A 25,482-nucleotide genomic window follows, 5' to 3' on the forward strand; every position below is an offset into this window, starting at 1 on the left:
CGCGCGCACCCGTCATCCGGATCGCGCGCCGCGCCGACTCCCCTACTTGGCCGAGACGATGTCCGGGGCCTCAAGGCGAACGCGATCCGCAGACTCGTCGTCCGGTTCGAGCTGGCTCGCCCGCTCCGCCGCGACCCGCTTGAGGTAGTTATTCACCTCACGGTCGACCCGCTCCTGGTCCCAGCCGAGCACACGGCCCATGAGCGCGCCGGCCACCGGCGCCGCAGACACTCCGCGATCCCACGCCTCGATAGAGATGCGGGTACGGCGGGCGAGAACGTCCTCCAGGTGGAGCGCGCCCTCGTGGGTCGCCGCGTAGATCACCTCGGCCTCGATATAGTCGTCGGCACCCGGGAGCGGGGTGTTGAGCGACGGGTCCTCGCGGATCAGGTCGAGCAGCTCATCCGTCAGCACGCCGTAGCGGTTGAGCAGGTGCTCGATGCGCACCTTGTGCACGCCGAACACCCGGGCGATCTTCGCCCGCTTGTTCCACGCCGCCTGGTAGCCCTCGGCGCCGAGCAGCGCGATGTCCTGCGTCACGCTCTTCGGAACGTTCGCGTCGAGCGCGGCGGCGGCAGCGTCGATCGCGTCCTTGGCCATGATGCGGTACGTGGTCCACTTGCCGCCGGCCACCACCACCAGGCCGGGCACGCTGTGCGCGACGATGTGCTCGCGAGACAGCTTCGAGGTCTGCTCAGACTCGCCGGCGAGCAGCGGACGGAGGCCGGCGTAGACACCCTCGACGTCGTCGCGGGTGAGCTTCACCGCGAGCACCGAGTTGACGTGCTCGAGGAGGTAGTCGATGTCCGCGGCGGTCGCCGCCGGATGCGCCTTGTCGAGGTGCCAGTCGGTGTCCGTCGTGCCGATCAGCCAGTGGCGACCCCACGGGATCACGAAGAGCACGCTCTTCTCGGTGCGCAGCAGCAGGCCCATGTTCGACTGGAATCGGTCCCGGGGAACGACGAGGTGCACGCCCTTGGAGGCCCGCACCTTGAACTGGCCGCGCTCGCCCACCATCGACTGGGTGTCATCCGTCCACACGCCGGTCGCGTTCACGACCTGCTTCGCGCGGATGTCGAACCGCTCGCCCGTCTCCAGGTCGTGGGCCCGCGCGCCGACCACGCGCTCCCCCACCTTGATGAAGCCCTCGATGCGCACCCGGCTGGCAACGTGCGCGCCATAGAACGACGCCGTGCGCGCGAGTGATGCCGTGTACCTCGCGTCATCCACCTGCGCGTCGTAGTAGGTGATGCCGCCGACAAGCGCGTCGTTGGCGAGGCTCGGGATGGAGCGCATCACCTGCGACTTGGTGAGATGGCGGTGGTGCGGGACACCGGGCGGCCGACCGCCCGTGTAGCTGAAGATGTCGTAGAGCAGCATGCCCGCGCCGACGTAGAAGCGCTCGAACACTCGCCGCCGGAGCGGGTAGAGGAAACGCACCGGCTTCACGAGGTGCGGCGCGAGCCGCTGCAACAGGAGGCCGCGTTCGATGAGAGCCTCACGCACCAGCCGAAAGTCGAGCTGTTCCAGGTAGCGGATGCCGCCGTGCACGAGCTTGGACGACCGGCTCGATGTGCCGCTGGCCCAGTCCCTCGCCTCCACCATTCCCACGCTCAGTCCCCTGGTGACCGCGTCGAGCGCGCTGCCGGTTCCCACGATGCCGCCGCCGACCACAAGGATGTCGAGTTCTTTCTCCTTGAGGGCGGTTATCGCATCCGCGCGCTCCTCTGGACCCAGTTTCGATGAGCGAGTCACCGTCTTTTGCCTGGTCATCACTGCCTCCGTATGGTTACTTGTGGTACGGCGCGACCACCACTTCGACCCGCTGGAATTCCTTGAGGTCGGAGTATCCGGTTGTCGCCATGGAGCGGCGCAATGCGCCGACGAGATTCACTGTGCCATCGGCAACTGAGGATGGCCCGTAAAGAATTTCCTCGAGCGGGGCGGTCGAGCCGACCTTCACGCGGTTGCCTCTCGGCAGTTCGCTGTGGTGCGCCTCCTGGCCCCAGTGCCAGCCGCCGCCGGGTGCCTCGGTGGCCCGCGCGAGCGTCGAGCCGAGCATCACGGCATCCGCCCCCACCGAGAATGCCTTGGCGATGTCGCCGCTCGTGCCCAGCCCGCCGTCGGCGATCACGTGCACGTAGCGTCCGCCAGACTCGTCCATGTAGTCGCGACGGGCGCCGGCGACATCCGCGACGGCGGTCGCCATGGGCGCGTGGATGCCGAGGCTCGCGCGCGTCGTGGAGGCTGCGCCGCCGCCGAAGCCGACGAGCACGCCAGCCGCACCGGTACGCATGAGGTGAAGGGCCGGGGTGTAACCGGCCGCGCCGCCCACGATCACGGGCACGTCGAGCTCGTAGATGAACTTCTTGAGGTTGAGCGGCTCCTGGTTCTTGGAGACGTGCTCTGCGCTCACGGTCGTGCCGCGGATCACGAACAGGTCGACGCCCGCCTCCACCACGGTCCTGTACAGTTCCTGCGTGCGCTGCGGCGAGAGCGCGGCCGCCACGGTGACTCCGGCCGCGCGGATCTCCGCAAGGCGGGTCTTCACGAGCTCGGGCTTGATCGGCTCGGAGTAGATCGCCTGCATGCGGGCGGTCGCGGCGCCGTCGGAGAGCTCGCGGATCTCCGCGAGCAGCGGCTCCGGGTCGTCGTACCGCGTCCAGAGGCCCTCGAGGTCGAGCACGCCGAGGCCGCCGAGCTGCCCCATGAGGATCGCGGTGGCCGGAGAGACCACCGAGTCCATGGGCGCCGCGATGAACGGAATCGTGAACTGGTACGCGTCGATGCTCCAGTTGACCGACACGTCCTGGGGGTCGCGCGTGCGCCGACTCGGCATGATGGCGATGTCATCAAAGGCATACACCCGGCGAGCGCGCTTGGCGCGGCCAATCTCTACGTCACTCACCCGTTCAGCCTACCGGTCGGTGCAGCGGCGCGCTCCGGCCGGCGGCCTGAGGCTTGCGGGGCCGACTCGCGGGCTCGCGGGGCCGACTCTCAGGCTCGCGGGGCCAATGCGTGCAACTGGGGCCGACGCGTTAGCCCCAGTTGCACGCAACGGCCCACATTCACCAGTTGGCGAGGTTCAGCGCCGCTCGAGCTTCAGGCCCGCGGCACTGAGCTGACGAAAGAGCTCGCGAGGGCGCATCGCGGTGCCCCACAGCCATCGGGACACCGAGGGACCGCGTGCACGGAGGCGGTCTTCACGCACCTTTTCTTCGATCATGACCTCGTCGACCGAACGGCCATTCGTGTATTCGTTGCGCGTGTATTTGACGAGGCCGTCGAATTCACCGATAAGCCCAAACCCTGGCCACCAGAAGTCGGTGTCGCCGATGTGGCCTCGGTAGTCCTCGAATCGCGCCTGGAGAACGGGCGCGGGGAAGCCCAACTCGTGAATGTTCACCCGGCTCAGCGACTCGCCCGGAGATCCGGACAACGGCGTCGCAAAATCGACAGCTCGCGCGATGCGCCGACGGTATCGGATGCCGCCACGTTCGTCGAGAATCCCCTGCAGGGCGCCACGGCTGGTCAACTGCTTCCGGAGCGCGAAGTCGATGCTCGCCACGGCACTCGCGATGGCAACAGAGGCGGCCATGTCAAGCAGTGTGTCTTCGAGAGTCGTGACACGGACACCCTCTAATTCCACATACTCCCGGTTGGAGCGGTCAGAAGCGTGGCGCATGAAGCCGTTCTCGATTCGAGTTCCCGTGGTGCGCGCCGCTAACACGTGCACCATGTTCGGCCACTGCCCGATAATCGGAAGCCGCCACATGATGGCTGCCGATTGGTGACTCAACACGGGGTTCCCCCGGCTCGCCAGCGCGGCGCCGATCACGTGCTGACGGTAGCGGTCGTGGCGGTCGAGGGCCCACCACTCCCTGGCGTCCATGTACGCTCCGCGGTGCAATCGCACCAATTGCCCTCGAGCCGCGGCTCTACGGTAGGCGGACCCGTCGATTTCGAGCCGTTTGAGGTCCGCCGCGAGAGTGATGCCGTTCCTGCTGGCGATTCTTTCCATGCGGCCAGCGTCGCAATCACGGACGGACGCCGTCCCAGCCAGGTCATGGTGGTGCACTGCGGCATTCGAGCGGGAAAAGTGGAGGACAGGACACACGGTCGCGCCACACTCGTCACCGTGCCGAACCGGGGCCAATGCGTGCAACTGGGGCCGACGCGTTGGCCCCAGTTGCACATTGCGGCCCCAGCTGGCCTCACACACGCGGGTCCCGCCGCGGGCCGCGTTGCCCCGCGGCCCCGAAGAGGCCTAACGGGAGTAGTTCGGCGCCTCCACCGTCATCTGGATGTCGTGCGGGTGCGATTCCTTGAGTCCGGCCGCGGTAATGCGCACGAACTTGCCCTTCGCCTTGAGTTCCGGGATGGTGCGCGCGCCCGTGTAGAACATCGACTGGCGCAGGCCACCGAGCAGCTGGTACGCCACGGCGGAGAGCGGACCGCGGTACGGCACCTGTCCCTCGATGCCCTCCGGGATGAGCTTGTCGTCGGAGGGCACGTCGGCCTGGAAGTAGCGATCCTTCGAATAGGACGTCTTCTCGCCGCGGCTCTGCAGGGCGCCGAGGGAGCCCATGCCGCGGTACTTCTTGAACTGCTTGCCGTTGACGAACACGAGGTCGCCCGGGCTCTCGTCGCAGCCGGCGAGGAGCGAGCCGAGCATCACGGTGTCCGCGCCGGCGACGAGCGCCTTCGCGATGTCACCGGAATACTGCAGTCCGCCATCGGCGATCACCGGGATGCCGTGCTCCCGCGCGGCGAGGGACGCCTCGTACACCGCGGTCACCTGCGGCACCCCGACGCCGGCCACGACGCGGGTGGTGCAGATCGAGCCGGGACCGACGCCCACCTTGATGGCGTCCGCTCCGGCATCCACGAGCGCCTGCGCGCCGCTGCGCGTCGCGACGTTGCCGCCGATGATGTCGACGTGGCTCGCGACCGGGTCGCTCTTGAGCCGGCGAATGATGTCGATCACGCCGGCGCTGTCGCCGTTCGCGGTATCGACGACCAGGGCATCCACCCCCGCGTCGATGAGAGTCATGGCGCGCTCCCACGCGTCGCCGAAGAACCCGATCGCGGCGGCGACTCGAAGCCGGCCGGACTCGTCCTTGGTGGCGCTCGGATACATTTCGGACTTGTCGAAGTCCTTGACGGTGATGAGGCCGCGGAGCCTGCCGTCGGCGTCGATGAGCGGAAGCTTCTCGATCTTGTGCTGCGCGAAGATGGCGACCGCGTCATCCGGGTTGATGCCTTCGCGGGCCGTGATGAGCGGCGCGCGGGTCATCACGTCTCGCACGAGCGTCGTGGACTTCTCGAACGGCGAGACGAAACGCATGTCGCGGTTGGTGATGATGCCGACGAGACGGCCGTCGTCCTCCACCACGGGAAGACCGGAGATGCGAAACTGGCCGCACAGGGCGTCCACCTCCGCGACCGTGGCGTTCGGCGTGGTCGTCACCGGGTTGGTGATCATGCCGGATTCGCTGCGCTTCACGCGGTCTACCTGGTCGGCCTGGTCGGCAATAGAGAGGTTGCGGTGCAGCACCCCCAGCCCGCCCTGGCGGGCGATGGCGATGGCCATGCGCGACTCGGTCACGGTGTCCATGGCGGAGGAGAGCAGCGGCGCGGCCACGGTGATGCGGCGGCTCAGGCGCGTGGAGGTGTCCGCCTCGCTCGGGATGACATCGGTGTGCCCGGGGAGAAGCATGACGTCGTCGTAGGTGAGCCCGATGAAACCGAAGGGGTCCGGCTGGTCCATGTGTCCTCTTTTTCCCGCGAATGCTGAGCTGAAGGTCCGGACTGCATCGACGGATTCCGGTACTCAATATTAACCAGTTAGCGGCGCGGCTATTCCACCGGTCATAATGGCGAGACTGAAGCGTGCTCTCCGCGAAACACCGGTGACACATTCGACAACTAACGTCAATGACGACGGTCGGCCAGATTGCCCGGGAATCCCTTGCCCCGGCTGGCTCCGCCTTGGAGGTTCCGTGACACTCGCAGGTACAGTTCCCCGACGCAAGACGCGGTGGTTGGTCGTGATCTTCGCGGCGCTCGCAGCGGCGCTCACTCTCTCCGCGAGCCCGGCGCTGGCCGAGACCGCCCCGGAAGGCGCACCCACGGCGGTCGTCGACCCGTCGAGCGCTCCTCAGTCGCTCCAGGTGTGGATCCGCCTCGACTCGGACAAGACGGGCGTGCCGAACGTCGGCGTCGAGGTTTCGGGCAAGGGATTCGACGAGAAGTTCGTGACTGGCCCGGACGGCAAGGTGCTCATCGGCATCGCCAAGGCGGGATCGTACACGGTAACGATCGACGAGAAGACCCTGCCCGCCGGCGCTGGCTTCCCCAACCAGAACCCACGCAAGGTGGACGTGTTCTCGCAGAACACCGAAGTTCCGGCGAACTTCCTTGTCTCGCCGAGCAACCCGGCGATCGGCGCGTCGGCCAGCCCGACGCCCGGGGGCGGCTCCGGCCAGACGAGCACCGAGTTCTGGAATGTCTTCTGGTCGAAGGTCGTCACCGGCCTCATCTTCGGACTCCTGCTCGCCCTCGCAGCGATCGGTCTGTCGCTCATCTACGGAACGACCGGCCTCAACAACTTCGCGCACGGCGAGCTCGTCACATTCGGCGCGCTCATGGCCTACACCTTCAGCGGAGTCCTGCACTGGCCGGCCTGGATCGCGATAATCATCGCCATCGTTCTCGGTGGCGCCTTCGGCTGGGTGCAGGATGCCGGCATCTGGAAGCCGCTGCGCAAGCGCGGCCTGGGCCTCATCCCCCTCATGATCGTCACGATCGGCCTCTCGCTCGCCCTCCGCTACACCTTCGTCTTCTTCTGGGGCGCCGACCGGCTCACCCTCCCCAACTCGACGAAGCCGTTCCTTGTCCTGGGCGCCGTCAGCCTCAAGTTCACGGATGTCGCGGGCGCCGTGGTCTCGATCATCCTGATCCTGCTCGTCGCCTTCGTGCTGCTTCGCACGAAGATCGGTAAGGCCACCCGCGCGGTCGCGGACAACCGGTCGCTCGCCGCGGCATCCGGGATCAACGTGGAACGCGTGATCCGCACGGTCTGGGTTGGCGGGGCGGCTCTCGCCGCACTCTCCGGCGTCTTCGTCGGCTACTACCAGTCGCTGCGCTGGGACACGGGGGCGTCGATCCTGCTGCTCATCTTCGCGGCCGTCACCCTCGGTGGCCTCGGTACGGCCTTCGGAGCCCTCATCGGCTCCCTCGTGATCGGCGTCTTCATCAACGTGTCCACCGTCTGGCTCCCCGAGAACCTCAAGTACGTGGCCGCGCTGATCGTGATGATCCTGATTCTTCTTTTCCGCCCGCAGGGCATCCTCGGTCGACGAGACCGGATCGGTTAAGGGAGCGAAACACATGGACTACAACTTCATCCCCCTGTCGTTCGGAGAACTCTTCTCCCCGACGACTGCCGCCTACGCGCTCGCTACGGTCGGCCTGGCGGTGCACTTCGGGTTCACCGGGCTGCTCAACTTCGGCCAGGCCGGATTCATGGCCATCGGCGGCTACGCATTCGCCATCACCTCGGTCAAGTGGCATTGGCCGCTCTACGGCTCGGTGCTCGCCACGATCGTCGCGGCCACGATCTTCGCGCTGATCCTCGGAATCCCGACCCTGCGGCTGAGGGCGGACTATCTGAGCATCGTCACGATCGCCGCCGCCGAGATCATCAGGCTCTCGGTGAAGACCCCGGAGTTCTCGAGCGTCACGGGCGGCTCGGAAGGCATCAACGGCTCGGCCGCCACGTTCAACCTGACGAACCCGCTCCCGGAGGGCCGTTTCGGCTGGGGTGTTCTCACCTACTCGTCCGACCAATGGTGGGTGCGAATCGTGGGCTGGGGGCTCGTGGGCCTCGCCTGCTTGCTCGTCTTCCTGCTCATCCGCAGCCCGTGGGGCCGTGTAATTCGCGGAATCCGCGAGGACGAGGATGCCGTGCGCAGCCTCGGCAAGAACGTGTACTCCTACAAGATGCAGGCCCTCGTTCTCGGTGGCGTGTTCGGTGGGCTCGCTGGAGCGCTCTTCATCCTGCCGAGGTCGCTGCAGCCGGACAACTACGGCACGCAGCTCACCTTTTTCCTGTACACGATCCTGTTGCTCGGCGGGGCCGCGACCGTCTTCGGGCCGGTGATCGGGTCGATCATCTTCTGGGTGACGCTGTCCCTCTCGGACGGCCTGTTGAGCCTCGGTGTCGCCAACCACTGGCTTCCCATCACGGCCATCCAGCAGGGGCCGATCCGCTTTGTCATCGTGGGAGTCGCACTCATGCTCCTCGTGATCTTCCGCCCGCAGGGTATTTTCGGCAATAGGAAGGATGCGCAATTCAGTGTCTAATCGAACCCCCATCTCAGAACTCGTTGCCGACCCGGCAGTTCCGGGCGTAGCCAAGATCGATCCGATCCTCGTGGCGGACAAGGTGAGCCGCCACTTCGGCGGACTCCTCGCCGTCGACGTGGACCATCTCGAGATTCCGCGAGGCGCCATCACGGCGCTCATCGGGCCCAACGGAGCGGGCAAGACCACGTTCTTCAACCTGCTCACCGGATTCGACAAGCCCAACACCGGCACGTGGAACTTCGGCGGAAAGAACATCGCCGGCGTTCCGGCGTTCCGGGTGGCCCGCCTCGGCATGGTGCGCACCTTCCAGCTCACGAAGGCACTCGGTCGCCTCACGGTGCTCGAGAACATGCTCCTCGGGGCCAAGGAGCAGGGCGGGGAGAACCTCTTCGTCGCGCTCCTGCGACCGCTCTGGAGCAAGCGCGAGGATTCGATCACGGCGCGCGCGATGGCGCTGCTCGAGAAGTTCAAGCTCGACACCAAGGCCGAGGACTACGCGGCGAGCCTCTCCGGCGGCCAGCGCAAGCTCCTCGAAATGGCGCGCGCACTCATGAGCGAACCGGAGCTGGTGATGCTCGACGAGCCCATGGCCGGCGTCAACCCGGCGCTCACGCAGTCGCTGCTGCACCACATCCAGGAGCTCAAGTCCGACGGCATGACCGTTCTGTTCGTCGAACACGACATGCACATGGTCAACGAGATCGCCGACTGGGTTGTGGTGATGGCCGAGGGACGGATCGTCGCAGAGGGCCCCCCGGGAGTGGTCATGAATGACCCGGCCGTGATCGACGCCTACCTCGGCGCCCACCACGACACCGACCTCGGCACCCTCACCGGCCAGCGCGAGATCGCCGCCGAGATGGACTCGGAACTCATCCGGGAAGAGATCGAGTCGGACAGCGCGGAGATCATCGAGAAAGAAGCGGGCACCAAGTGAGCGAGATCGTTCTGCAGACCACGGATCTGGTGGCCGGCTACCTGCCGGGCGTCAACATCCTCAACGGCTGCAATGTCTTCGTCGGCAAGGGCGAACTCGTCGGTATCATCGGGCCGAACGGCGCGGGAAAGTCGACGCTGCTCAAGGCGATCTTCGGCCAGGTCAACATCCGCAGCGGCAGCGTCATCCTCAAGGGCGACAACATCACTGGGCTCAAGGCGGACAAGCTCGTCTCCAAAGGCGTCGGCATGGTGCCCCAGAACAACAACGTCTTTCCGAGCCTGAGCATCGAAGAGAACCTCCAGATGGGCATCTACCAGGAGCCCAAGATGTACAAGCAGCGGCTGGAGTTCGTCACCGGCCTCTTCCCCGAGCTCGGCAAGCGTCTCAAACAGCGGGCTGGGTCCCTCTCGGGAGGCGAGCGCCAGATGGTGGCCATGTCGCGCGCTCTCATGATGGAGCCAAGCGTGCTGCTGCTCGACGAACCGAGCGCCGGCCTCTCCCCCGTGCGGCAAGACGAGACCTTCATCAACGTCGCAGCGATCAACCGCGCGGGCGTCTCGATCATGATCGTGGAGCAGAACGCGAGGCGCGCCCTGCAAATCTGCGACCGCGGCTACGTGCTCGACCAGGGCAACGATGCCTACACCGGCACCGGGCGCGATCTCATGAAGGACCCGAAGGTGATCGAGCTCTACCTCGGAACCCTCGCGGCCGACCAAGAGAAGTCGCGCACCGAAGGCTAGGCTCCGGGTCCAGCCCACCGGTAGACGGCTCGCTGGCCTGCGACGGCTGGCCGCGGCGATGGTGCTGCTGTGCGTCGACGCTGAGGTTCTCTTGGCGCGTTGTGGTTCTCTTGGCGCGTTGTGGTTCTCTTGGCGCGCTGTGCGCCCGCTGGGGCGACGAAACTCCCCACCGGCGCCCTGGGCGAGCACCCGACAGTACCGCGGTGACTGCGGGCCGCGCCTGCTCGAGCTCTCGGATCGACGCCTGCGGTGCACGCTACTGCGGCTGGTGGCACGACAAAAGGGGCCCGGCCTTTCGGCCGGACCCCTTTCAGTCACTCTCGGTGTTAGCCGAGCTTGCCATAGACCTGCTGCTCGAAGGCGTTTGCGTTGCCCGTCGAGTACTTGTAGATCGACACGTAGGCCTCGGTCGGGTCACCGTTCTTGTCGAACGTGATCGGGCCGGAGAGACCGTCGTAGTTGATGTCTTTCTTGTCCGCGATGAGCTTGGCGCAGTCGGCGAAGCTCGTGCACTTCGTGCCCGTCTCCGAAACCGACTGAAGGTTCGCCTTGATCGTCGCACCGTCGGTCTTGCCACCCTGCAGGGCGGCGAGAGCGGCGACAACAACGGCGTCATAGGACTCGGCCGCGTAGCTGAACACGGTCAGTTCAGACCCGCCTTGCTTCTTGACGAGAGCCTGGAGCTTCGCCTGGAAGTCCTTCGTCGCCTCGACGCCGGGGTTCGTGAACTGCGCGCTGGCGATGTCGACGTTGGAGTCCTTCGGGCCGATGACGCCGTAGTTGCCGTCCGTGCCGTAGAACTTCTTGAAGTCGAAGCCCTTCGACGCGAGCTGCTCCGCGATCGTCTTGATCTCGTCGAACGAGATGACCACGAGGGCGTCGGGGTTCGTCGCCAGCAGCGAGGTGATCGCGCTGTTGAAGTCCGTCGAAGCCGGCTCGAAGATCTCTTCGCCGGAGATGGTCGCGCCACCGGCGGTGAGCGCCTTCTTGACGTTCGACTCGAGGCCGGTGCCGTACGCGTCGTTCATGTACAGGATCGCGACCTTGGACGCGCCGTCCTTGAGGATCTTGTTGCCGAGGATGCGGCCCTGCAGAACATCGGACGGAGCCGTGCGCCAGTAATAGCCGTCATCCGCGTAGTTGGTGAAGTCGGGCGACGTGTTGGCGCCGGAAATCTGGACAACGCCGGCCTGCGTGACCTGGTCGATAAAGGTCTTCGAGACACCGGACGATGCGGCACCGATGATGACCGAGACGTTCTGTGCGAGAAGCGCGGTCGCCGACTGGGTGGCGATATCCGTGGTGGTGTCGCCCGAGTCCTTGTGGGTCACAGAGATATTGAGACCGGACTTCGCCGCGTTGATGTCCTGAACGGCGAGGTCAACACCGGCAATCTCGGGTGGCCCGAGAACCGCGAGGGTTCCGGTCTGCGGCAGGATGCTTCCGATTTTGAGACTCAGGTCCTTGCCGGTAGAGGTAGAGCCGCCACCCGAGGCACAGCCGCTCAAGATGAGCGCGCTGATGCCGAGAATTGCGATACCGCTAATGGCGGACTTGAGAGACCGTGAGCGGGAGGCCGGGGCCTTCGCGAGAACGCTCATGTTGCTCCTTGCGTTGTGTGTGTTTGAGGACGCGACAGTGCGGGGCATTGCCGTGCCTACGAACGTATTGCCCTCGATCGCGAGAAACAATACGTCCGTGTTACATCCACGTAACACGCCACAATCGTTACCTTTCGTTACCGAAGGATTTTTGGCGGGAACGGGAGAGCGGTGATTCACCCGCCGACCGTGTCGCCGGCCCTCGTGAATCGATTTGCGGCGTCGTACTTGTAGACGCCAAAGTGCGCGGAGCTCGGATCACCGTTCTTGTCGAAGGCGATCGGCCCGGAGATTCCGTCGTAGTCGATGTCGGACCGGGTCTTCAGCACGGCGACGCACTCGCCGAAGCTCGTGCACTTGATGCCGCCCCTCGAAACGTCGGTGAGCCTGGCCGCAATGGATGGTCCGCTGGCATCGCGGGCGACGGTGGCCGCGAGCGCGGCGAGGATCGTGGCATCGAACGCCTCCGGCGCGTAGGCCATGTTGCTCGCCGCGGGGTCCGCCGCCTTCACGCGGGCGGTGAAGGCGGCGTCCGATCCGGCCCCGGCGAGAATGCCGTTGACTCCGGTGAGGGTGCCGGCCGGCAGCGCCTGCGAGTAGTCGGCCATGTTCTCGCCGGTGAGCCAGAGCTTCGCGCCGCCGAGGCCGGCCGCGGTCAGCGCCGTGATGACCGCCTTGTTCTGCTCCATCGCGGCGAACGTGCTCGCGAACACCACGGCATCCGGGGTCGTCTTCTTCACCGCAGCGACGATCGGCGCGAAGTCCTTGGTGGCCGGGTCGAACTTCTGCGTCGCGACGAGTGAGCCGAAGCCGGCCTTGAGCCGGGAACGGAGAGAGCCGAGGATCGCGGCGCCGGTGTCGTCGTCGAGGTAGACGTAGGCCACCCTGGCCTTGCCTCCGCCGATGGCCCGCGCGAGGGCGTCGCCCTCGAGCGCCGCCGAGGGAATGGTGCGGAAGAACAGTCCGAAGTCCGCGACGGTGCTGAGCCGCACGGAGGTGGCAGCGGGCGAGATCATCGGGATGCCCGCGGCGACGAGCTTCGGCACCAGTCGCTCCGCGAGCACGGATGAGGACGGGCCGATGAGCACATCCACCTTCCTGGACTGCAGGTCGGCGAGCGACTTCTCGAGGGTGTCGGTCGCGACGTCGCCGGAGTCCCGGTGCAGCACCTCTACGGGCTTGCCGAGCACCCCACCCGCCTCGTTGATCTCCCGCACGGCGGCCTCGACCGCTGCGGCCTGGGCCGGCCCCAGATAGGCCTGCGCGCCTGTCGTGGGGAAGACCGTGCCGATGCGCAGCACCCCGTCGCCGGTCGGTTTCCCCGAGGAGCTCGGAGTCGTGGTCGGGACTGGTTTCGGGGCATCGGTCGCGCATCCGGCGACGGCGAGGCACAGGGCCGCGGAGAGGGCGACGACGACGAGAGTGCGTGGGCTCGGCATGGGGGTCCTTAGCTGGGGATCATCCCGAACCCTACCGGGGGATCAGGCCGCGACCGGCGAGGCGCGTCGCGAGCGGGAACCGGCCACGAACAGATCGATGGTCAGCACGATGAGTGCCACCCAGACCAGCGCGAAGCCCGCCCAGCGCACGGGAGGCATCGCCTCGCGCAGCACGAATGCGCCGAAGAGGAACTGCAGCACGGGCGCGAGGTACTGGATGAGCCCCATGTAGACGAGTGGCAGCCGACGCGCGGCGGCGGCGAACAGCAAGAGGGGAATGGCGGTGACGACGCCGGCGCTGACGAGCGCGAGCGTGTGCCATGGGCTCACCGTGCCGAAGGTGAGGCCCGCACCTGCCCCCACGACGAGGAGCTGCACGGTGGCCACCGGGACCAGCCAGGCGGTCTCGATGGTGAGGCCGCTCACGGCGTCGACCGCGCCGCCCACGCGCTTCTTGATGAGGCCGTACAGGCCGAACGAGAACGCGAGCGTGAGGGAGATCCAGGGCAGCGCCCCATAGTTGATCGCGAGCACGAGCACGGCGATGCCGCTGATTCCGACCGCGATCCACTGCAGCGGCCTCAGCCGTTCGCGAAGCAGCAGCACTCCGAGCAGCACAGTGACGATCGGGTTGATGAAGTAGCCGAGCGACGTCTCGATCACGTGACCGCTGAGGGTGCCGTAAACGTATACCTGCCAGTTGACGAAGATGAGCGCGGCGGCGAGACCCATCATGAGCACGAGTCTCGGCTGACGAAGGATGGCGACGAGCTGCGGCCACTTGCGCGTGACCGTGATGATCAGGGCACAGAAGACGAGCGAGAAGAGGATGCGCCAGGCGACGATCTCGATCGCGCCGGCCGGCTGCAGCAGCAGGAAGTAGGCGGGCAGAAAGCCCCACAGCCCGTAGGCGCCGATGGCGAAGAGAACGCCGGAGCGCTCGTGCGAACGGTGGGAGGCGGTGCTGGTCACTGTTCGCATGCTACGGGATTTCGCGGTCCGAAGAAGAACGAAGGGCCCGTCCGGCATACCGGACGGGCCCTTCGAAAGAAACTGACTAGCGGACGACTACCGCGAGCACGTCGCGAGCCGAGAGCACGAGCAGGTCTTCCCCGCCGTACTTCACCTCGGTTCCGCCGTACTTGGAGTAGATGACCTTGTCGCCCACGGCGATGTCGAGCGGGATGCGGTTGCCGTTGTCGTCGATGCGACCTGGTCCGACCGCGACGACCTCGCCCTCCTGGGGCTTCTCTTTCGCGGTGTCAGGAATGACGAGTCCCGAAGCAGTTGTCTGCTCGGCCTCGACCTGCTTGATGACAATGCGATCCTCGAGCGGCTTGATGGAGACCGACACGGTTGACCTCTTTCTGAATAACTTTTAGAAATCTTGGGTTAGCACTTTCACTGTGAGAGTGCCAGATGTAGCTTAGCCGCGCATTAGCACTCGTGCAATCGGAGTGCCAGACCCGATCGACTTTCGTGCCGTCCCGCGCCCCTCCCCGCTCCGAAAACGCAGGGGATTTCGCGCCAAACAGCGACGTGCGCGCTCACAACGCGCCCAGCATCCGGAATCTCCTGCATTTTCGGATACCGCGCGGATCGGCGCGGATGGGGGCGGATGCGGGGGTTGCCGCGATCCGTACGAGAATGGGGCGGATGGACATCTCCGAGCTGCGCGAAATTCTCTCCGCCGAGGGCCTGCGGCTGCTCGATTCCCTGCCGCCGTACGAGTCGGCCGCGGACGTGCTGAAGTCGGTGACCGAGCTGCGCAAGGCCGGGCACTCCCCCGCGATGGTCGCCGCCGTGCTGAGCCAGTCAAAGCTCCGGGGCCGGGGCGAGGCCAAGTTCGGGCCGTTCGCGTCGCGGATGCTGTTCACCGAGGCCGGTCTCGAGCAGGCGACTCGTCTCCAGGTCGCCGCCCTGCACGCCGGCCGATTCCGGGCGGCAGGCGTGTGGCGCGTGGTCGACCTCGGCTGCGGAATCGGCGGCGACGCCATGGCGATGGCCGCCCTGGAACTCGAGGTGACCGCCGTCGAACGGGACGAAGTGACGGCGGCGATCGCGGCATACAACCTCGCCCCCTGGCCGAACGCGACCGTCGTCAACTCCGACGCGACCGCCGTCGACGTCACCGACTTCGACGCGGTGTTCCTCGACCCGGCGCGGCGCACCTCCGGGCACTCGAACACCTCGCGGGTCACTAACCCAGCCGACTACTCCCCCTCGCTCGACTTCGCCTTCGAGACGGCGGCGAAACTGCCGACCGGGATCAAGCTCGGGCCCGGCATCGACCGCGACCTGATCCCCGCGGACGCGGAGGCGCAGTGGGTGTCGGTCGACCGGGATGTCGTGGAGCTCGGCCTGTGGTTCGGCACGCTGGCCAGGCCGGGCATCCGCCGGTCGGCGCTCGTGATCGGCCAGCACGGCACGGCGGAACTCAGCGCGGAGGCGGACAGCGAGGACGCCCCAACCGGCGAACTCGGCGAGTACCTCTACGAGCCGGACGGCGCGGTGATCCGGGCTCGGCTCATCGGCGACCTCGCGAGACGCCTCGATGCCACGATGCTCAGTGACGGGATCGCCTACCTCACCTCGAACAGCGCGATCGAGACGCCGTTCGCGACGTGCTTCCGGGTGGTAGACGTGCTGCCGTTCGACGAACGGGCGCTGCGAAAACAGCTCGCGGCCCGCGGGATCGGGCGGCTCGAAATCAAGAAGCGTGGGGTGGATCTCGACCCGGCCGAATTCCGCAAGAAACTCAAGCTCAAGGGCGACAACAGCGCCACCCTCGTCGTCACCCGGGTGGCTGGCCGGCACACCGCGCTGCTGGTGGAGCGGACCTGACGGGCTGCGGCCCGGCATGCCGAAGGGCCCGACTCCCGAGGGAGACGGGCCCTTCGGCCCGCGCGGTAAAACCCGGCTGACTCAGCCGGTGATGGTTCAGTAGCCGGTGTTGAACGAGCCGTTGGCGCCCGCGACGGCGAAGGCCACGATCCAGAGGATGAGCGCGATGACCGCGATGGCCAGCCCGATGATTCCCGTGATGATGGCGGTGAGCCAGAAGCCTCTCGCCGGGATTCCCTCGCGCTTGCGTCCGAGGATGCCCAGCACGAGCGCCGCCCCGGGGATGAAGAGGCCGAGGATCGATCCGACGATCGGGATGAAGACGATCCAGAAGCCTAGAATGCCGATGATTCCGGCGATCATTCCGATCAGGCTCAGGGTCTTTTTGGGCGCGACGACGCCGGTCGTGGCGTAGGCGGGAGCGGCGTAGCCGGCCGACGGGGGTGCCGGCGGAGTGGGAGCTGCGGGCGGAGGCGTCACCGGGGTTGCCGGCTGGGCTGGCGGCGGTACCGGCGGCAAGTCGCCGTTGACGGGGTCGGTCATGGGTGCTCCTTAGGGAGTGGTCGGCTGTATCAGACAATTCTCAGCCTTCCACCGTCACTGCGGCATGTCAAACAGCGCCACGGGCGCAATTGCCCGCCTCAGGCCTGGATGACGGTGACAGGAAGGGTCGAATCGGCGCCGAAGGAGAGATCGGACGGCGCGTGGCCGGACTCGATCAGCTGGGCGCCGAGCGCGGCGATCATCGCTCCGTTGTCGGTGCACAGCGACAGGGGCGGGATCCTCAGCTCGATCCCGGCCGCCGCGCAGCGCTCGGCCGCGACCTCGCGAACCCGGGCGTTGGCGACCACACCGCCGCCGAGCAGAAGGCGGGGCACCCCGCGGTCGCGGCACGCTGCGACGGCCTTGGTGAGCAGCACATCGGTGACCGCCTCCCGGAAGCTGGCGGCGACATCCGCGACCGGAACCTCCTCGCCGGCGTCGCGGGCGCGCTCCACCCAGCGCGCGACGGCGGTCTTGAGCCCCGAGAACGAGAAGTCGTACCGGTGCTTGTCCATGTCCTTCGGCTGGCTGAGTCCGCGAGGAAAGCGAATCGCCGCCGGGTTGCCGTCGGCGGCGACCCTGTCGATCTGCGGGCCCCCGGGGTACGGAAGACCGAGCAGCCTGGCGACCTTGTCGAAGGCCTCGCCCGCAGCGTCGTCGATCGTCTCGCCGAGCAGTTCGACATCCGAGACCAGGTCGCGCACCAGCAGGAGGGAGGTGTGGCCGCCGGAGACGAGCAGCGCGATCGTGGGATATTCGACATCCTCGCCGGAGAGCACGTCTGCGCCGACATGACCGACCAGGTGGTTGACCGCGTAGAGCGGCTTGTCGAGAGAGATCGCGAGCGCCTTTGCCGCGGCCACGCCGACCATGAGCGCGCCTGACAGTCCTGGGCCGCTCGTCACCGCGATCGCGTCGACCTCTTGCAGCGACACGTTCGCCTCGGCGAGCGCGGCCGTGAGGGCCGGGGTGAGCGCCTCGAGGTGCGCCCGCGCGGCGATCTCCGGAACGACACCGCCGTATCGCGCGTGCTCCTCCATGGACGACGCGATCACGTTGGCGAGAAGGGTCGTACCGCGCACGATGCCCACGCCCGTCTCGTCGCAGCTCGTCTCGATCCCGAGGACGAGGGGTCCCGATGCGCTCATTCGCCGGCCGCCGGCTGGGTGGTCGGCTGGGTGGTCGGCTCCGGGATGAGCAGGCGCATGACGACGGCATCCACGCCATCCGGCTGGTAGTACGCCACCCGCACGGCGATGTCCTCGAAGCCGAGCGTGCGGTAGAGCTCGTGCGCGCCGGGGTTGTCGGCCCGCACCTCGAGGAACACCTCCTTCGCGCCTCGCCTCCGGGCCTCGCCGATGAGCGCCTGCATGAGCGTGCGGCCCAGCCCGGAGCGCCGCGCCGACTCGGCGACCGCGATGGTCTGGATGTCGCACTCGAGCGCGCCCCTCGGCGCGAACAGGCCGGCGTAGCCGTCCAACTCGCCCGGGAACCCGAGGCGTTCGGCCACGAGGTAGTAGCACTGCCGGTTGATGAGGTCACGGCGCATCGCGTCCCTCGACCACGCATCGTTGCCGAACGTGCCCGTCTCCAGCTCCATGATGTGGTCGAGGTCGTCGACGGTGGCGGTTCGCAGCTTCCAGGTCATCAGCTCACCCTCTTTGGTCCGGCGGAGACGGTGACGTCCGGGGCGCGCAGATAGAGCGCCTCCGGGCCGGCGAACGCGCGCCGGTGCTGGAACAGGCCCTCGGCGAGCAGGCCGGCGGATGCCGCGGAGACCTCGGCGGCGTCGATGCGGGCGTAGCCGGCGAGGTCCAGTGCCTCGAGACCGGCCGGGCTCTCGACGGCTGGGCCGCTGGATCGCTCGGGAAGGCCGAACTCATCCGCCCCCGAGTATGTGCTCCAGTAGACCTCGCGGCGTCTCGCATCGGTGACGACGAGCAGCGGGCCGGTGTTGCCCGCCGCGTAGTGTCCCCAGGCGACGGCGTCGTGGCTCACGACCCGCACGACCGGCTTGCCTGCGCCGAGCGCGAAGGCCTGTGCGGCGGCGATCCCCACCCGCAGGCCCGTGAACGGGCCGGGACCCATCCCGACCGCGACACCGGACAGCTCCGGGATCGACACTCCGGACTCGGCGAGCGCGAGGGCGATGAGGGTTCCGATGACCTCGGCGTGGCGCCGCGTGTCCGCCTCCCCCAGTTCGACGATGGTGCCGCGGTCGCGGTCGACGACGGCGACACTCGATCCGGCCGAGGTGTCGATGGCGAGAAGCATCAGGCCAGTTTAAGCCGACTCCACCGCTCGCCGTGGCCGGTGATGGTGACCTCGCGCGGTTCGACGGCGTCCTCATCCTCCGCGTCGAAACCGGGAGTCGGGCCGCCGGTTGGCCGCTCGATCGACACTTCGAGCCAGTCGTCGGCGACTCCGTCGAGCATTCCGGCGGCCCACTCCACGACCACGATGGATGCCGCGAAGTCGATGTCGAGGTCGTCGAGTTCGGCCGCCCCGCCGAGCCGGTAGGCGTCCACGTGCACGAGCGGTGGTCCGCCGTGCTCCCGCGGATGGGTGCGGGCGAGCACGAAGGTGGGGCTGGTCACCGTGCCGCGCACCGCAAGCGCCTCCCCGAGTCCGCGGGTGAGGGTGGTCTTGCCCGCCCCCAGCTCGCCATTGAGCGCCACGAGGTCGCCGGCCCTCAGCTGCCGCGCGATGGTCGCGCCGAGCGCGGCCATCTCCTCCGGGGTGGCGATCGTCAACCGCATCGGCGGTGGGTCCGCTCGATCCGGGCGCCGAGGCGAGTGACGATCTCGTAGTTGATGGTGTCTGCGGCCGCCGCCCAGTCGTCGGCGGACGGCACGCCGGCCGACGGGTCGCCGAAGAGCACGGCCCGGTCGCCGACAGACACCGGGTCGTCCCCGACGTCCACGACGAACTGGTCCATGGCCACCCGGCCGGCGACCCGGTAGGTGCGGCCGTTGATGGACACCGGTCCCCGGCTGGAGGCGTGCCTCGGGATGCCGTCGCCGTAGCCCAGGGGCACGAGCGCCAGCGTCGCCGCGGCCGCCGTTCGGTGGTCGTAGCCGTACGACACCCCGCTGCCCTCCGGCACCCGCTTCACCGAGGCGATCGTCGCGCTCAGCTCCAGAGCGGGGCGCAGGCCAAGATCGGCGGACGACGCGTCGTCGAACGGGGAGAGACCATAGGCGCCGATGCCGAGCCGCACGAGATCGAACCGCGCGGACGGCACTCGCAGCGCGCCGGCGGTGGAGGCGAGGTGCAGCAGTTGCGGGTCGAGGCCGCTCTCGCGGGCGAGGGCGATCGCGCGTTCGAAGGCCTCCACCTGCAGCAGGTCTTCGGCGGCTCCCGCGTTGGCAAGATGACTCCACAGGCCGCGCACGCGGAGGCGGCCGGCCCGCTCGTGGGCGGCCGCCGCGGCGAAGAACTGCGGCCATTCGCTGTCCGAGGCGCCGTTGCGTCCGAGCCCGGTGTCCACCTTGAGGTGCACGAACGCGGGCCCGGCGGCGTGGGCGACGCGCTCGAGCTGCTCGGGGTAGCTCACGCCCAGGTCGATGCCGGCGGCGATCGCCTCGTCGAAGCTCGCCCGCGGGTCGTGCAGCCAGGCCAGCACGGGCGCGGTGATCCCGGCCGCGCGCAGCTCGAGCGCCTCGCGGATGTCCGCCACGCCGAGCCAATCCGCCCCGCCCTCGAGCGCCGCCCCGGCCACGGCGACGGCACCGTGGCCGTAACCGCCGGCCTTCACGACGACCATCACGTGCGGGGTGCCGACGACTCGCGAGAGGGTGCCGACGTTGTGCGCGATCGCGGCGAGGTCGACGCGCGCCTCGCGCATGGGCCGGGCGGTCATTCGGTGCCCTCCGCCACGACGTACGCGACGGCGACCCCCGCGTCGTGGCTCATCGACACGTGGATGGCGGTGATCCCGCGCGCCGCCACGATGCCGGCGAGCGCGTTGTACACCTCGAACGACGGGTTGCGCTGCCCGTCGGAGACGATTGCCATGTCGTGCCAGCGCACCCCGGTCGAATCGCCGATCGCCTTGATGAGCGCCTCCTTGGCCGCGAATCGCGCGGCCATAGAGCGCAGCGGGCGCCTGGCCGGGCCGTCCCACAGCTCACTCTCGGCGAAGAGTCGGTTGAGCAACGCCGGAGTCCTGTCGGCCGCGCGCTCGAACCGCGCGAGGTCGACAACGTCAACGCCGATGCCGACGATCACGTCGTTACTCCACGGTCACTGACTTGGCGAGGTTGCGCGGCTGGTCGACGTCGAGCCCCTTCGCTGCGGCCAGCTCCATCGCGAAGATCTGCAGCGGTGCCACCGCGAGCAGCGGCTCGAAGAGCGTCGAGGCGAGCGGGATCGGGATCACGATGTCGGCATACGGAAGCACCGCGGCATCGCCCTGTTCGGCGATCGCGAGGATGCGGGCGCCGCGGGCGCGGATCTCCTGGATGTTGGAGACGACCTTCTTGTGCAGCGAATCCTTGGCGCGCGGGCTCGGCACGATCACGAACACGGGCTGGCCCGGCTCGATCAGGGCGATCGGGCCGTGCTTGAGCTCGCCGGCCGCGAAGCCCTCCGCGTGGATGTAGGCCAGCTCCTTGAGCTTGAGCGCACCCTCGAGGGCCACCGGGTATCCGGCGTGCCGGCCGAGGAAGAGCACCGAACGGGTGTCGGTCATCCAGCCGGCCAGCTGGGTGATCGCGTCGTGCTGCTCGAGCACGGTGGCGAGCTGGTCGGGGAGCGCCTGCAGTTCGCCGAGCAGTCCGGAGATCTCCTCCGGCAACAGGGTGCCGCGCACCCGCGCGAGGTGCAGGCCGAAGAGGTAGAGCGCGGCGACCTGCGCCACGAAGGCCTTCGTGGAGGCCACGGCGACTTCGGGACCCGCATGCGTGTAGATGACGGCATCCGACTCCCGGGCGATGGTCGCGCCCTGCGTGTTGCAGATCGACAGCGTCTTCGCCCCGGCGGCAACCGCGTACTTGACGGCCATGAGGGTGTCCATGGTCTCGCCGGACTGGCTGATCGAGACGACGAGCGTGCGGTCGGTGATCACCGGGTCGCGGTAGCGGAATTCGTGCGACAGCTCCACGTCCACGGGGATCTTCGCCCACTTCTCGATCGCGTACTTTCCGAGCATGCCCGAGTACGCGGCGGTGCCGCAGCCGAGGATCACGACGCGGTCGATGCCCGTGAGCACGTCGTCGCCGAGCACGTCCAGCTCGGAGAGGCGCACGGCACCGTCGACGATCCGGCCGAGGAGGGTCTTGGAGATGGCCTCCGGCTCCTCGCTGATCTCCTTGGCCATGAAGCTCGACCAGCCGCCCTTTTCGGCCGCCGACGCGTCCCAGGTGATCTCGAACTCCTGGGTCTCCACCGGCAGGCCGTCGAAGTCGGTGACCGTCACCGCATCCGAAGTGATCGTCACGATCTGGTCCTGGCCGATCGCCACGGCGCGCCGGGTGTGTTCCACGAAGGCGGCCACGTCTGAACCGAGGAAGTTCTCGCCGTCGCCGAGGCCGATCACGAGCGGCGAGTTGCGGCGGGCGCCGACGACGACGCCCGGCTCGTTCTTGTGCAGCACGAGCAGGGTGAACGCGCCGTGCAGTCGGGCGACGACGTTGCGCAGCGCCTCGGCGAGGTCGCCCGTCTTCTGGTATTCGAACCCGACCAGGAGCGCGGCGACCTCGGTGTCGGTCTCGCTCGTGAACACGGTGTCCGGATGGGCGGCGACGAGCTCCGCCTTGAGCTCGGCGAAGTTCTCGATGATGCCGTTGTGGATCAGGGCGAGCTTGCCGTCGTCTCCGAGGTGCGGATGCGCGTTCTGGTCGTTGGGTCCGCCGTGGGTGGCCCAGCGGGTGTGGCCGATCCCGGTGGAACCGTTCGCGATGTTCGCGGCATCGAGGTCATCGATGAGCACCTGGAGCTTGCCGGCGCGCTTGCGCGTGTGCAGCTCGCCCTCCTGGTCGATCACGGCGATTCCCGCCGAGTCGTAGCCGCGGTATTCGAGCCGACGGAGACCGCCCAACAGCACCTCGACGCTCCGGTTGCTGCCGACGTAGCCCACGATTCCGCACATGAAACCCGATTTTACGTTATGTCCCGGGTCCCCCGCGCCCACCCGTGCTCCGCGGCGCATCCCGACTCCGGTAGCCTGTTGCCCTATGTCTGAGCACGGGTCTGCGCACACCGGCGCCAACGGCCATTCGACGCCGTTCGTCGAGATCGACCGCACCGACTGGGCCAACCTCGCCCCCACCACGGAACTCCCCCTGAGTCCGACCGAGATCGTGGAGCTGCGCGGTCTCGGCGACCGCCTGGACCTACGCGAGGTAACCGAGGTCTACCTACCGCTCAGCCGGCTGCTCAACCTGTACGCCGTGGGGGCCCGGCGACTTCACCACGACACGAGCCGGTTCCTGCACCGGGACTCGAAGGCGACCCCGTTCGTGATCGGCGTGGCCGGCTCGGTGGCAGTCGGCAAGTCGACGGTCGCGCGCCTGCTGCGCGAGATGCTCTCCCGCTGGGACGACACCCCGCGCGTTGAGCTCGTGACGACGGACGGCTTCCTGCTGCCCAACGCGGAACTCGAGCGGCGCGGCCTGATGGAACGCAAGGGCTTTCCGGAGTCCTACAACCGCCGCGCGCTGCTGCGATTCGTCACCGGGGTGAAGAGCGGCGAGCCGGAGGTGCGCGCCCCGTTCTACTCGCACCTCAGCTACGACATCGTGCGCGATGCGGAGATCGTGGTTCGGGCGCCGGACGTCCTCATCGTAGAGGGCCTCAACGTACTACAGCCCCCGGCGAGCGGGCACGGGCTCGCGGTGAGCGACCTCTTCGACTTCACTATCTACGTCGACGCCAGGACCTCCGACATCGCCGGCTGGTACGTCGACCGCTTTCTCAAACTGCAGCGCGGCGCCTTTGCGAATCCGCAGTCCTACTTTCACCGTTACGCCGCCCTCAGCACGGAGGAGGCCACGGCGAAGGGACTCGAGATCTGGAAGCGCATCAACGAGCCCAACCTGCTGCGGAACGTGCTGCCGACCAGGTCGCGGGCCGATCTCGTGCTGCGCAAGGGCGCCGATCACGCGGTGGACACGGTGCTGCTGCGCAAGATCTAGCGCGGTCCGACCCGCGGAGCGCTTAGACGGTGAGGCGCTCGCGCACGACGTCCGCGAGCGAGTGTGCGATCTCGTCTGCCACCGACTGCTCCCGCGCCTCGACCATCACGCGCACGAGAGGTTCGGTGCCGGAGGGGCGCAGCAACACACGCCCGGTGGACCCAAGCCGTTCCTCGGCCGCGGCCACCGCCGCCGCGACGACCTCGTCGGACTTCAGGGCCGCGCGGTCGACGCCGCGCACGTTGATCATGATCTGCGGGTAGACGGTCATCACCGCGGCGAGCTCGGCAAGCGACTTGCCGGTGCGAGCCATCTCGGCGAGCAGCTGTAGTCCGGTGAGGATGCCGTCGCCGGTGGTCGCGTGGTCGCTCATGATCACGTGCCCGGACTGCTCGCCGCCGAGGTTGAGGCCGCGCTCGTTGAGCGCCTCGAGCACGTACCGGTCGCCGACCGCCGTCTGCAGGAGGGCGATGCCGTGTTCGGCCATCGCCACCCGGAGCCCCAGGTTGCTCATGACCGTTGCCACGAGAGTGTTCTCCTTGAGCAGGCCGCGTTCCTTCATCGACACGGCAAGCACGGCCATGATCTGGTCGCCGTCCACGATGCGGCCCAGGTGGTCCACGGCGAGGCAGCGGTCGGCGTCGCCGTCGTGGGCGATGCCGACGTCCGCACCGTGCTCGAGAACCGCGGCGGCGAGAACGTCGAGGTGGGTGGACCCCACGCCGTCGTTGATGTTGTAGCCGTCCGGGTCTGCGCCGATCACGGTGACGGTGGCGCCGGCGTTGGTGAACACCTCGGGAGAGATGCCGGAGGCCGCACCGTTCGCGCAGTCGAGCACGACGTGGATACCGTCGAGCCGGTGCGGGAGGGTGGACAGCAGGTGCACGACGTAGCGGTCCTCCGCGTCGGCGAATCGGCGGATGCGGCCGACCTCCACGCCGGTGGGGGCGAGCTTCTTCTCGTCGAGCGCCGCCTGGATGCGGTCTTCCACCTCATCCGGGAGCTTCGTGCCACCCACCGCGAAGAACTTGATGCCGTTGTCGGCCGCCGGGTTGTGCGACGCCGAGATGACCACGCCGAAGTCGGCCTTGACGTCCGCGATGAGGAACGCCGCCGCCGGGGTCGGGATGATGCCCGCGTCGAGCACGTCGACGCCGGAACTCGCAAAACCGGCGGCGACGGCCGCGGCGATGAACTCGCCGGAGACCCTCGGGTCGCGCGCGATGACACCGACCGGTCGCCGTCCAGAGGCGCGACGACCGTCGGCGAACCGACCCTTGCCCAGAACGATCGACGCCGCCTGGGCAAGGCTCAGTGCAAGCTCCACCGTGATGTCCTGGTTTGCGAGACCGCGGACCCCATCAGTGCCGAACAGACGCGGCATGAAGGTGTTTTCGGTGAGCGGGTTAGCGCTTCGAGAACTGCGGCGCCTTGCGCGCCTTCTTGAGACCGGCCTTCTTGCGCTCCTTGACGCGAGCGTCGCGGCTGAGGAAGCCCGCCTTCTTGAGCGCGGCGCGGTTGTTCTCTTCGTCGATCTGGTTGAGCGAGCGCGCGATGCCGAGACGCAGGGCGCCGGCCTGGCCGGAGGGGCCGCCGCCCGTGATGCGGGCGATCACGTCGTAGCTGCCGAGCAGGTCGAGCACCTTGAACGGGTCGTTGATCAGCTGCTGGTGCAGCTTGTTGGGGAAGTAGTCGGCGAGCGTGCGGCCGTTGACCGTGATGGTACCGGAGCCGGGGACGATGCGCACGCGGGCGATGGCCTGCTTGCGACGGCCGACGGCCGCTCCTGGCACGTTGAGGACGGCGCGGGGCACCTTCACTGCGGTCTCGGCCGGGCTCTCGGTCGAGTAGCTCTCGAGCACTGCC

General features: G+C 67.9%; 24 protein-coding genes. 6 read left to right on the forward strand and 18 right to left on the reverse strand.

Features of this window, described 5'->3' with window-relative positions; all coding sequences use genetic code 11:
- Positions 1 to 42: 42 nt before the first annotated feature.
- The 4 genes from VIM54_RS10935 to guaB form a co-directional block, all read right to left on the reverse strand.
- Positions 43 to 1,773 carry a glycerol-3-phosphate dehydrogenase/oxidase gene (locus VIM54_RS10935; RefSeq protein WP_331901267.1) on the reverse strand — a complete coding sequence of 577 codons (1,731 nt, stop codon included), beginning with the start codon at positions 1,771 to 1,773 and terminating at the stop codon, positions 43 to 45.
- Positions 1,774 to 1,789: 16 nt separating this feature from the next.
- A complete protein-coding gene (locus VIM54_RS10940) occupies positions 1,790 to 2,908 on the reverse strand; it encodes a GuaB3 family IMP dehydrogenase-related protein (protein WP_331901269.1) in 1,119 nt (372 codons plus the stop codon).
- Between the two features lie 177 nt (positions 2,909 to 3,085).
- The gene (locus VIM54_RS10945) at positions 3,086 to 3,838 is read right to left on the reverse strand and encodes a hypothetical protein (protein ID WP_331901271.1); all 753 of its coding nucleotides are present in this window, start codon (positions 3,836 to 3,838) and stop codon (positions 3,086 to 3,088) included.
- Positions 3,839 to 4,267: 429 nt separating this feature from the next.
- Positions 4,268 to 5,770 (reverse strand): IMP dehydrogenase, encoded by a 1,503-nt coding sequence (gene guaB, locus VIM54_RS10950; protein WP_331901273.1) that lies wholly within the window; start codon positions 5,768 to 5,770, stop codon positions 4,268 to 4,270.
- Between the two features lie 232 nt (positions 5,771 to 6,002).
- Between guaB and VIM54_RS10955 the strand changes: the two genes are divergently transcribed.
- The 4 genes from VIM54_RS10955 to VIM54_RS10970 are packed head-to-tail and all read left to right on the forward strand — an operon-like array spanning position 6,003 to position 10,053.
- Entirely contained in the window at positions 6,003 to 7,379 is a 1,377-nt protein-coding gene (locus VIM54_RS10955) for a branched-chain amino acid ABC transporter permease (RefSeq protein WP_331901275.1), read from the forward strand.
- A 13-nt stretch (positions 7,380 to 7,392) separates the two neighbouring features.
- Positions 7,393 to 8,367, forward strand: a complete 975-nt coding sequence (locus VIM54_RS10960; RefSeq protein WP_331901277.1) for a branched-chain amino acid ABC transporter permease — start codon at positions 7,393 to 7,395, stop codon at positions 8,365 to 8,367.
- Complete coding sequence (locus tag VIM54_RS10965) at positions 8,348 to 9,307, forward strand: ABC transporter ATP-binding protein (protein ID WP_414673213.1); 960 nt, start codon at positions 8,348 to 8,350, stop codon at positions 9,305 to 9,307. The genes VIM54_RS10960 and VIM54_RS10965 overlap by 20 nt, the downstream gene beginning before the upstream one ends.
- Complete coding sequence (locus tag VIM54_RS10970; RefSeq protein ID WP_331901280.1) at positions 9,304 to 10,053, forward strand: ABC transporter ATP-binding protein; 750 nt, start codon at positions 9,304 to 9,306, stop codon at positions 10,051 to 10,053. The genes VIM54_RS10965 and VIM54_RS10970 overlap by 4 nt, the downstream gene beginning before the upstream one ends.
- A 326-nt stretch (positions 10,054 to 10,379) precedes the next feature.
- Here VIM54_RS10970 and VIM54_RS10975 read toward each other — a convergent pair whose 3' ends face one another.
- The 4 genes from VIM54_RS10975 to groES all read right to left on the reverse strand — a co-directional run bounded on the left by VIM54_RS10975 (position 10,380) and on the right by groES (position 14,447).
- Positions 10,380 to 11,654, reverse strand: coding sequence for an ABC transporter substrate-binding protein (locus tag VIM54_RS10975; protein WP_331901282.1), 1,275 nt, complete (start codon positions 11,652 to 11,654; stop codon positions 10,380 to 10,382).
- Positions 11,655 to 11,830: 176 nt separating this feature from the next.
- Positions 11,831 to 13,093 carry an ABC transporter substrate-binding protein gene (locus VIM54_RS10980; RefSeq protein ID WP_331901283.1) on the reverse strand — a complete coding sequence of 421 codons (1,263 nt, stop codon included), beginning with the start codon at positions 13,091 to 13,093 and terminating at the stop codon, positions 11,831 to 11,833.
- A 42-nt stretch (positions 13,094 to 13,135) separates the two neighbouring features.
- Positions 13,136 to 14,074, reverse strand: coding sequence for an EamA family transporter RarD (rarD, locus tag VIM54_RS10985; RefSeq protein ID WP_414673214.1), 939 nt, complete (start codon positions 14,072 to 14,074; stop codon positions 13,136 to 13,138).
- 76 nt (positions 14,075 to 14,150) lie between these two features.
- Complete coding sequence (groES, locus tag VIM54_RS10990) at positions 14,151 to 14,447, reverse strand: co-chaperone GroES (protein ID WP_147783437.1); 297 nt, start codon at positions 14,445 to 14,447, stop codon at positions 14,151 to 14,153.
- A gap of 302 nt (positions 14,448 to 14,749) precedes the next feature.
- On the opposite strand from groES, the gene VIM54_RS10995 reads away from it, so the two are divergent.
- Complete coding sequence (locus tag VIM54_RS10995; RefSeq protein WP_331901286.1) at positions 14,750 to 15,937, forward strand: class I SAM-dependent methyltransferase; 1,188 nt, start codon at positions 14,750 to 14,752, stop codon at positions 15,935 to 15,937.
- A gap of 96 nt (positions 15,938 to 16,033) precedes the next feature.
- Here the strand turns inward: VIM54_RS10995 and VIM54_RS11000 are convergent, their stop codons facing one another.
- From VIM54_RS11000 to glmS, 8 genes are all read right to left on the reverse strand, one after another.
- The gene (locus tag VIM54_RS11000; RefSeq protein WP_331901288.1) at positions 16,034 to 16,480 is read right to left on the reverse strand and encodes a hypothetical protein; all 447 of its coding nucleotides are present in this window, start codon (positions 16,478 to 16,480) and stop codon (positions 16,034 to 16,036) included.
- Between the two features lie 98 nt (positions 16,481 to 16,578).
- On the reverse strand, positions 16,579 to 17,628 hold the full coding sequence (gene tsaD / locus VIM54_RS11005; RefSeq protein WP_331901290.1) for a tRNA (adenosine(37)-N6)-threonylcarbamoyltransferase complex transferase subunit TsaD: 1,050 nt from the start codon (positions 17,626 to 17,628) through the stop codon (positions 16,579 to 16,581).
- Entirely contained in the window at positions 17,625 to 18,128 is a 504-nt protein-coding gene (gene rimI / locus VIM54_RS11010; protein ID WP_331901291.1) for a ribosomal protein S18-alanine N-acetyltransferase, read from the reverse strand. The genes tsaD and rimI overlap by 4 nt, the downstream gene beginning before the upstream one ends.
- A complete protein-coding gene (tsaB, locus tag VIM54_RS11015) occupies positions 18,128 to 18,754 on the reverse strand; it encodes a tRNA (adenosine(37)-N6)-threonylcarbamoyltransferase complex dimerization subunit type 1 TsaB (RefSeq protein WP_331901293.1) in 627 nt (208 codons plus the stop codon). The genes rimI and tsaB overlap by 1 nt, the downstream gene beginning before the upstream one ends.
- Positions 18,754 to 19,239, reverse strand: a complete 486-nt coding sequence (gene tsaE, locus VIM54_RS11020; RefSeq protein ID WP_331901294.1) for a tRNA (adenosine(37)-N6)-threonylcarbamoyltransferase complex ATPase subunit type 1 TsaE — start codon at positions 19,237 to 19,239, stop codon at positions 18,754 to 18,756. The genes tsaB and tsaE overlap by 1 nt, the downstream gene beginning before the upstream one ends.
- Complete coding sequence (alr, locus tag VIM54_RS11025; RefSeq protein WP_331901296.1) at positions 19,230 to 20,342, reverse strand: alanine racemase; 1,113 nt, start codon at positions 20,340 to 20,342, stop codon at positions 19,230 to 19,232. Before alr ends, tsaE begins: the two co-directional genes overlap by 10 nt.
- A complete protein-coding gene (locus VIM54_RS11030; RefSeq protein ID WP_331901297.1) occupies positions 20,339 to 20,710 on the reverse strand; it encodes a holo-ACP synthase in 372 nt (123 codons plus the stop codon). The genes alr and VIM54_RS11030 overlap by 4 nt, the downstream gene beginning before the upstream one ends.
- A gap of 4 nt (positions 20,711 to 20,714) precedes the next feature.
- The gene (gene glmS / locus VIM54_RS11035) at positions 20,715 to 22,571 is read right to left on the reverse strand and encodes a glutamine--fructose-6-phosphate transaminase (isomerizing) (RefSeq protein ID WP_331901299.1); all 1,857 of its coding nucleotides are present in this window, start codon (positions 22,569 to 22,571) and stop codon (positions 20,715 to 20,717) included.
- A gap of 85 nt (positions 22,572 to 22,656) precedes the next feature.
- Here glmS and coaA point away from each other — a divergent pair, with 85 nt between their 5' ends.
- Positions 22,657 to 23,616, forward strand: coding sequence for a type I pantothenate kinase (gene coaA, locus VIM54_RS11040; protein WP_331901301.1), 960 nt, complete (start codon positions 22,657 to 22,659; stop codon positions 23,614 to 23,616).
- Between the two features lie 22 nt (positions 23,617 to 23,638).
- On the opposite strand, the gene glmM is transcribed toward coaA, so the two are convergent.
- Positions 23,639 to 25,000, reverse strand: coding sequence for a phosphoglucosamine mutase (gene glmM, locus VIM54_RS11045; RefSeq protein ID WP_331901303.1), 1,362 nt, complete (start codon positions 24,998 to 25,000; stop codon positions 23,639 to 23,641).
- Positions 25,001 to 25,022: 22 nt separating this feature from the next.
- Positions 25,023 to 25,478 (reverse strand): 30S ribosomal protein S9, encoded by a 456-nt coding sequence (gene rpsI / locus VIM54_RS11050; protein WP_331901305.1) that lies wholly within the window; start codon positions 25,476 to 25,478, stop codon positions 25,023 to 25,025.
- Positions 25,479 to 25,482 lie beyond the last annotated feature (4 nt).

The sequence above is a fragment of the Lacisediminihabitans sp. genome (assembly GCF_036569425.1).
Classification (GTDB): Bacteria; Actinomycetota; Actinomycetes; order Actinomycetales; family Microbacteriaceae; genus Lacisediminihabitans.

Coding starts and splice junctions, on each gene's coding strand:
- VIM54_RS10935 (WP_331901267.1), bottom strand. CDS start 1,773: ATGACCAGGCAAAAGACGGTGACTCGCTCATCGAAACTGGGTCCAGAG.
- guaB (WP_331901273.1), bottom strand. CDS start 5,770: ATGGACCAGCCGGACCCCTTCGGTTTCATCGGGCTCACCTACGACGAC.
- VIM54_RS10960 (WP_331901277.1), top strand. CDS start 7,393: ATGGACTACAACTTCATCCCCCTGTCGTTCGGAGAACTCTTCTCCCCG.
- VIM54_RS10965 (WP_414673213.1), top strand. CDS start 8,348: ATGCGCAATTCAGTGTCTAATCGAACCCCCATCTCAGAACTCGTTGCC.
- VIM54_RS10975 (WP_331901282.1), bottom strand. CDS start 11,654: ATGAGCGTTCTCGCGAAGGCCCCGGCCTCCCGCTCACGGTCTCTCAAG.
- VIM54_RS10980 (WP_331901283.1), bottom strand. CDS start 13,093: ATGCCGAGCCCACGCACTCTCGTCGTCGTCGCCCTCTCCGCGGCCCTG.
- rarD (WP_414673214.1), bottom strand. CDS start 14,074: ATGCGAACAGTGACCAGCACCGCCTCCCACCGTTCGCACGAGCGCTCC.
- VIM54_RS10995 (WP_331901286.1), top strand. CDS start 14,750: ATGGACATCTCCGAGCTGCGCGAAATTCTCTCCGCCGAGGGCCTGCGG.
- VIM54_RS11000 (WP_331901288.1), bottom strand. CDS start 16,480: ATGACCGACCCCGTCAACGGCGACTTGCCGCCGGTACCGCCGCCAGCC.
- tsaD (WP_331901290.1), bottom strand. CDS start 17,628: ATGAGCGCATCGGGACCCCTCGTCCTCGGGATCGAGACGAGCTGCGAC.
- rimI (WP_331901291.1), bottom strand. CDS start 18,128: ATGACCTGGAAGCTGCGAACCGCCACCGTCGACGACCTCGACCACATC.
- tsaB (WP_331901293.1), bottom strand. CDS start 18,754: ATGCTTCTCGCCATCGACACCTCGGCCGGATCGAGTGTCGCCGTCGTC.
- tsaE (WP_331901294.1), bottom strand. CDS start 19,239: ATGCGGTTGACGATCGCCACCCCGGAGGAGATGGCCGCGCTCGGCGCG.
- alr (WP_331901296.1), bottom strand. CDS start 20,342: ATGACCGCCCGGCCCATGCGCGAGGCGCGCGTCGACCTCGCCGCGATC.
- glmS (WP_331901299.1), bottom strand. CDS start 22,571: ATGTGCGGAATCGTGGGCTACGTCGGCAGCAACCGGAGCGTCGAGGTG.
- coaA (WP_331901301.1), top strand. CDS start 22,657: ATGTCTGAGCACGGGTCTGCGCACACCGGCGCCAACGGCCATTCGACG.
- glmM (WP_331901303.1), bottom strand. CDS start 25,000: ATGCCGCGTCTGTTCGGCACTGATGGGGTCCGCGGTCTCGCAAACCAG.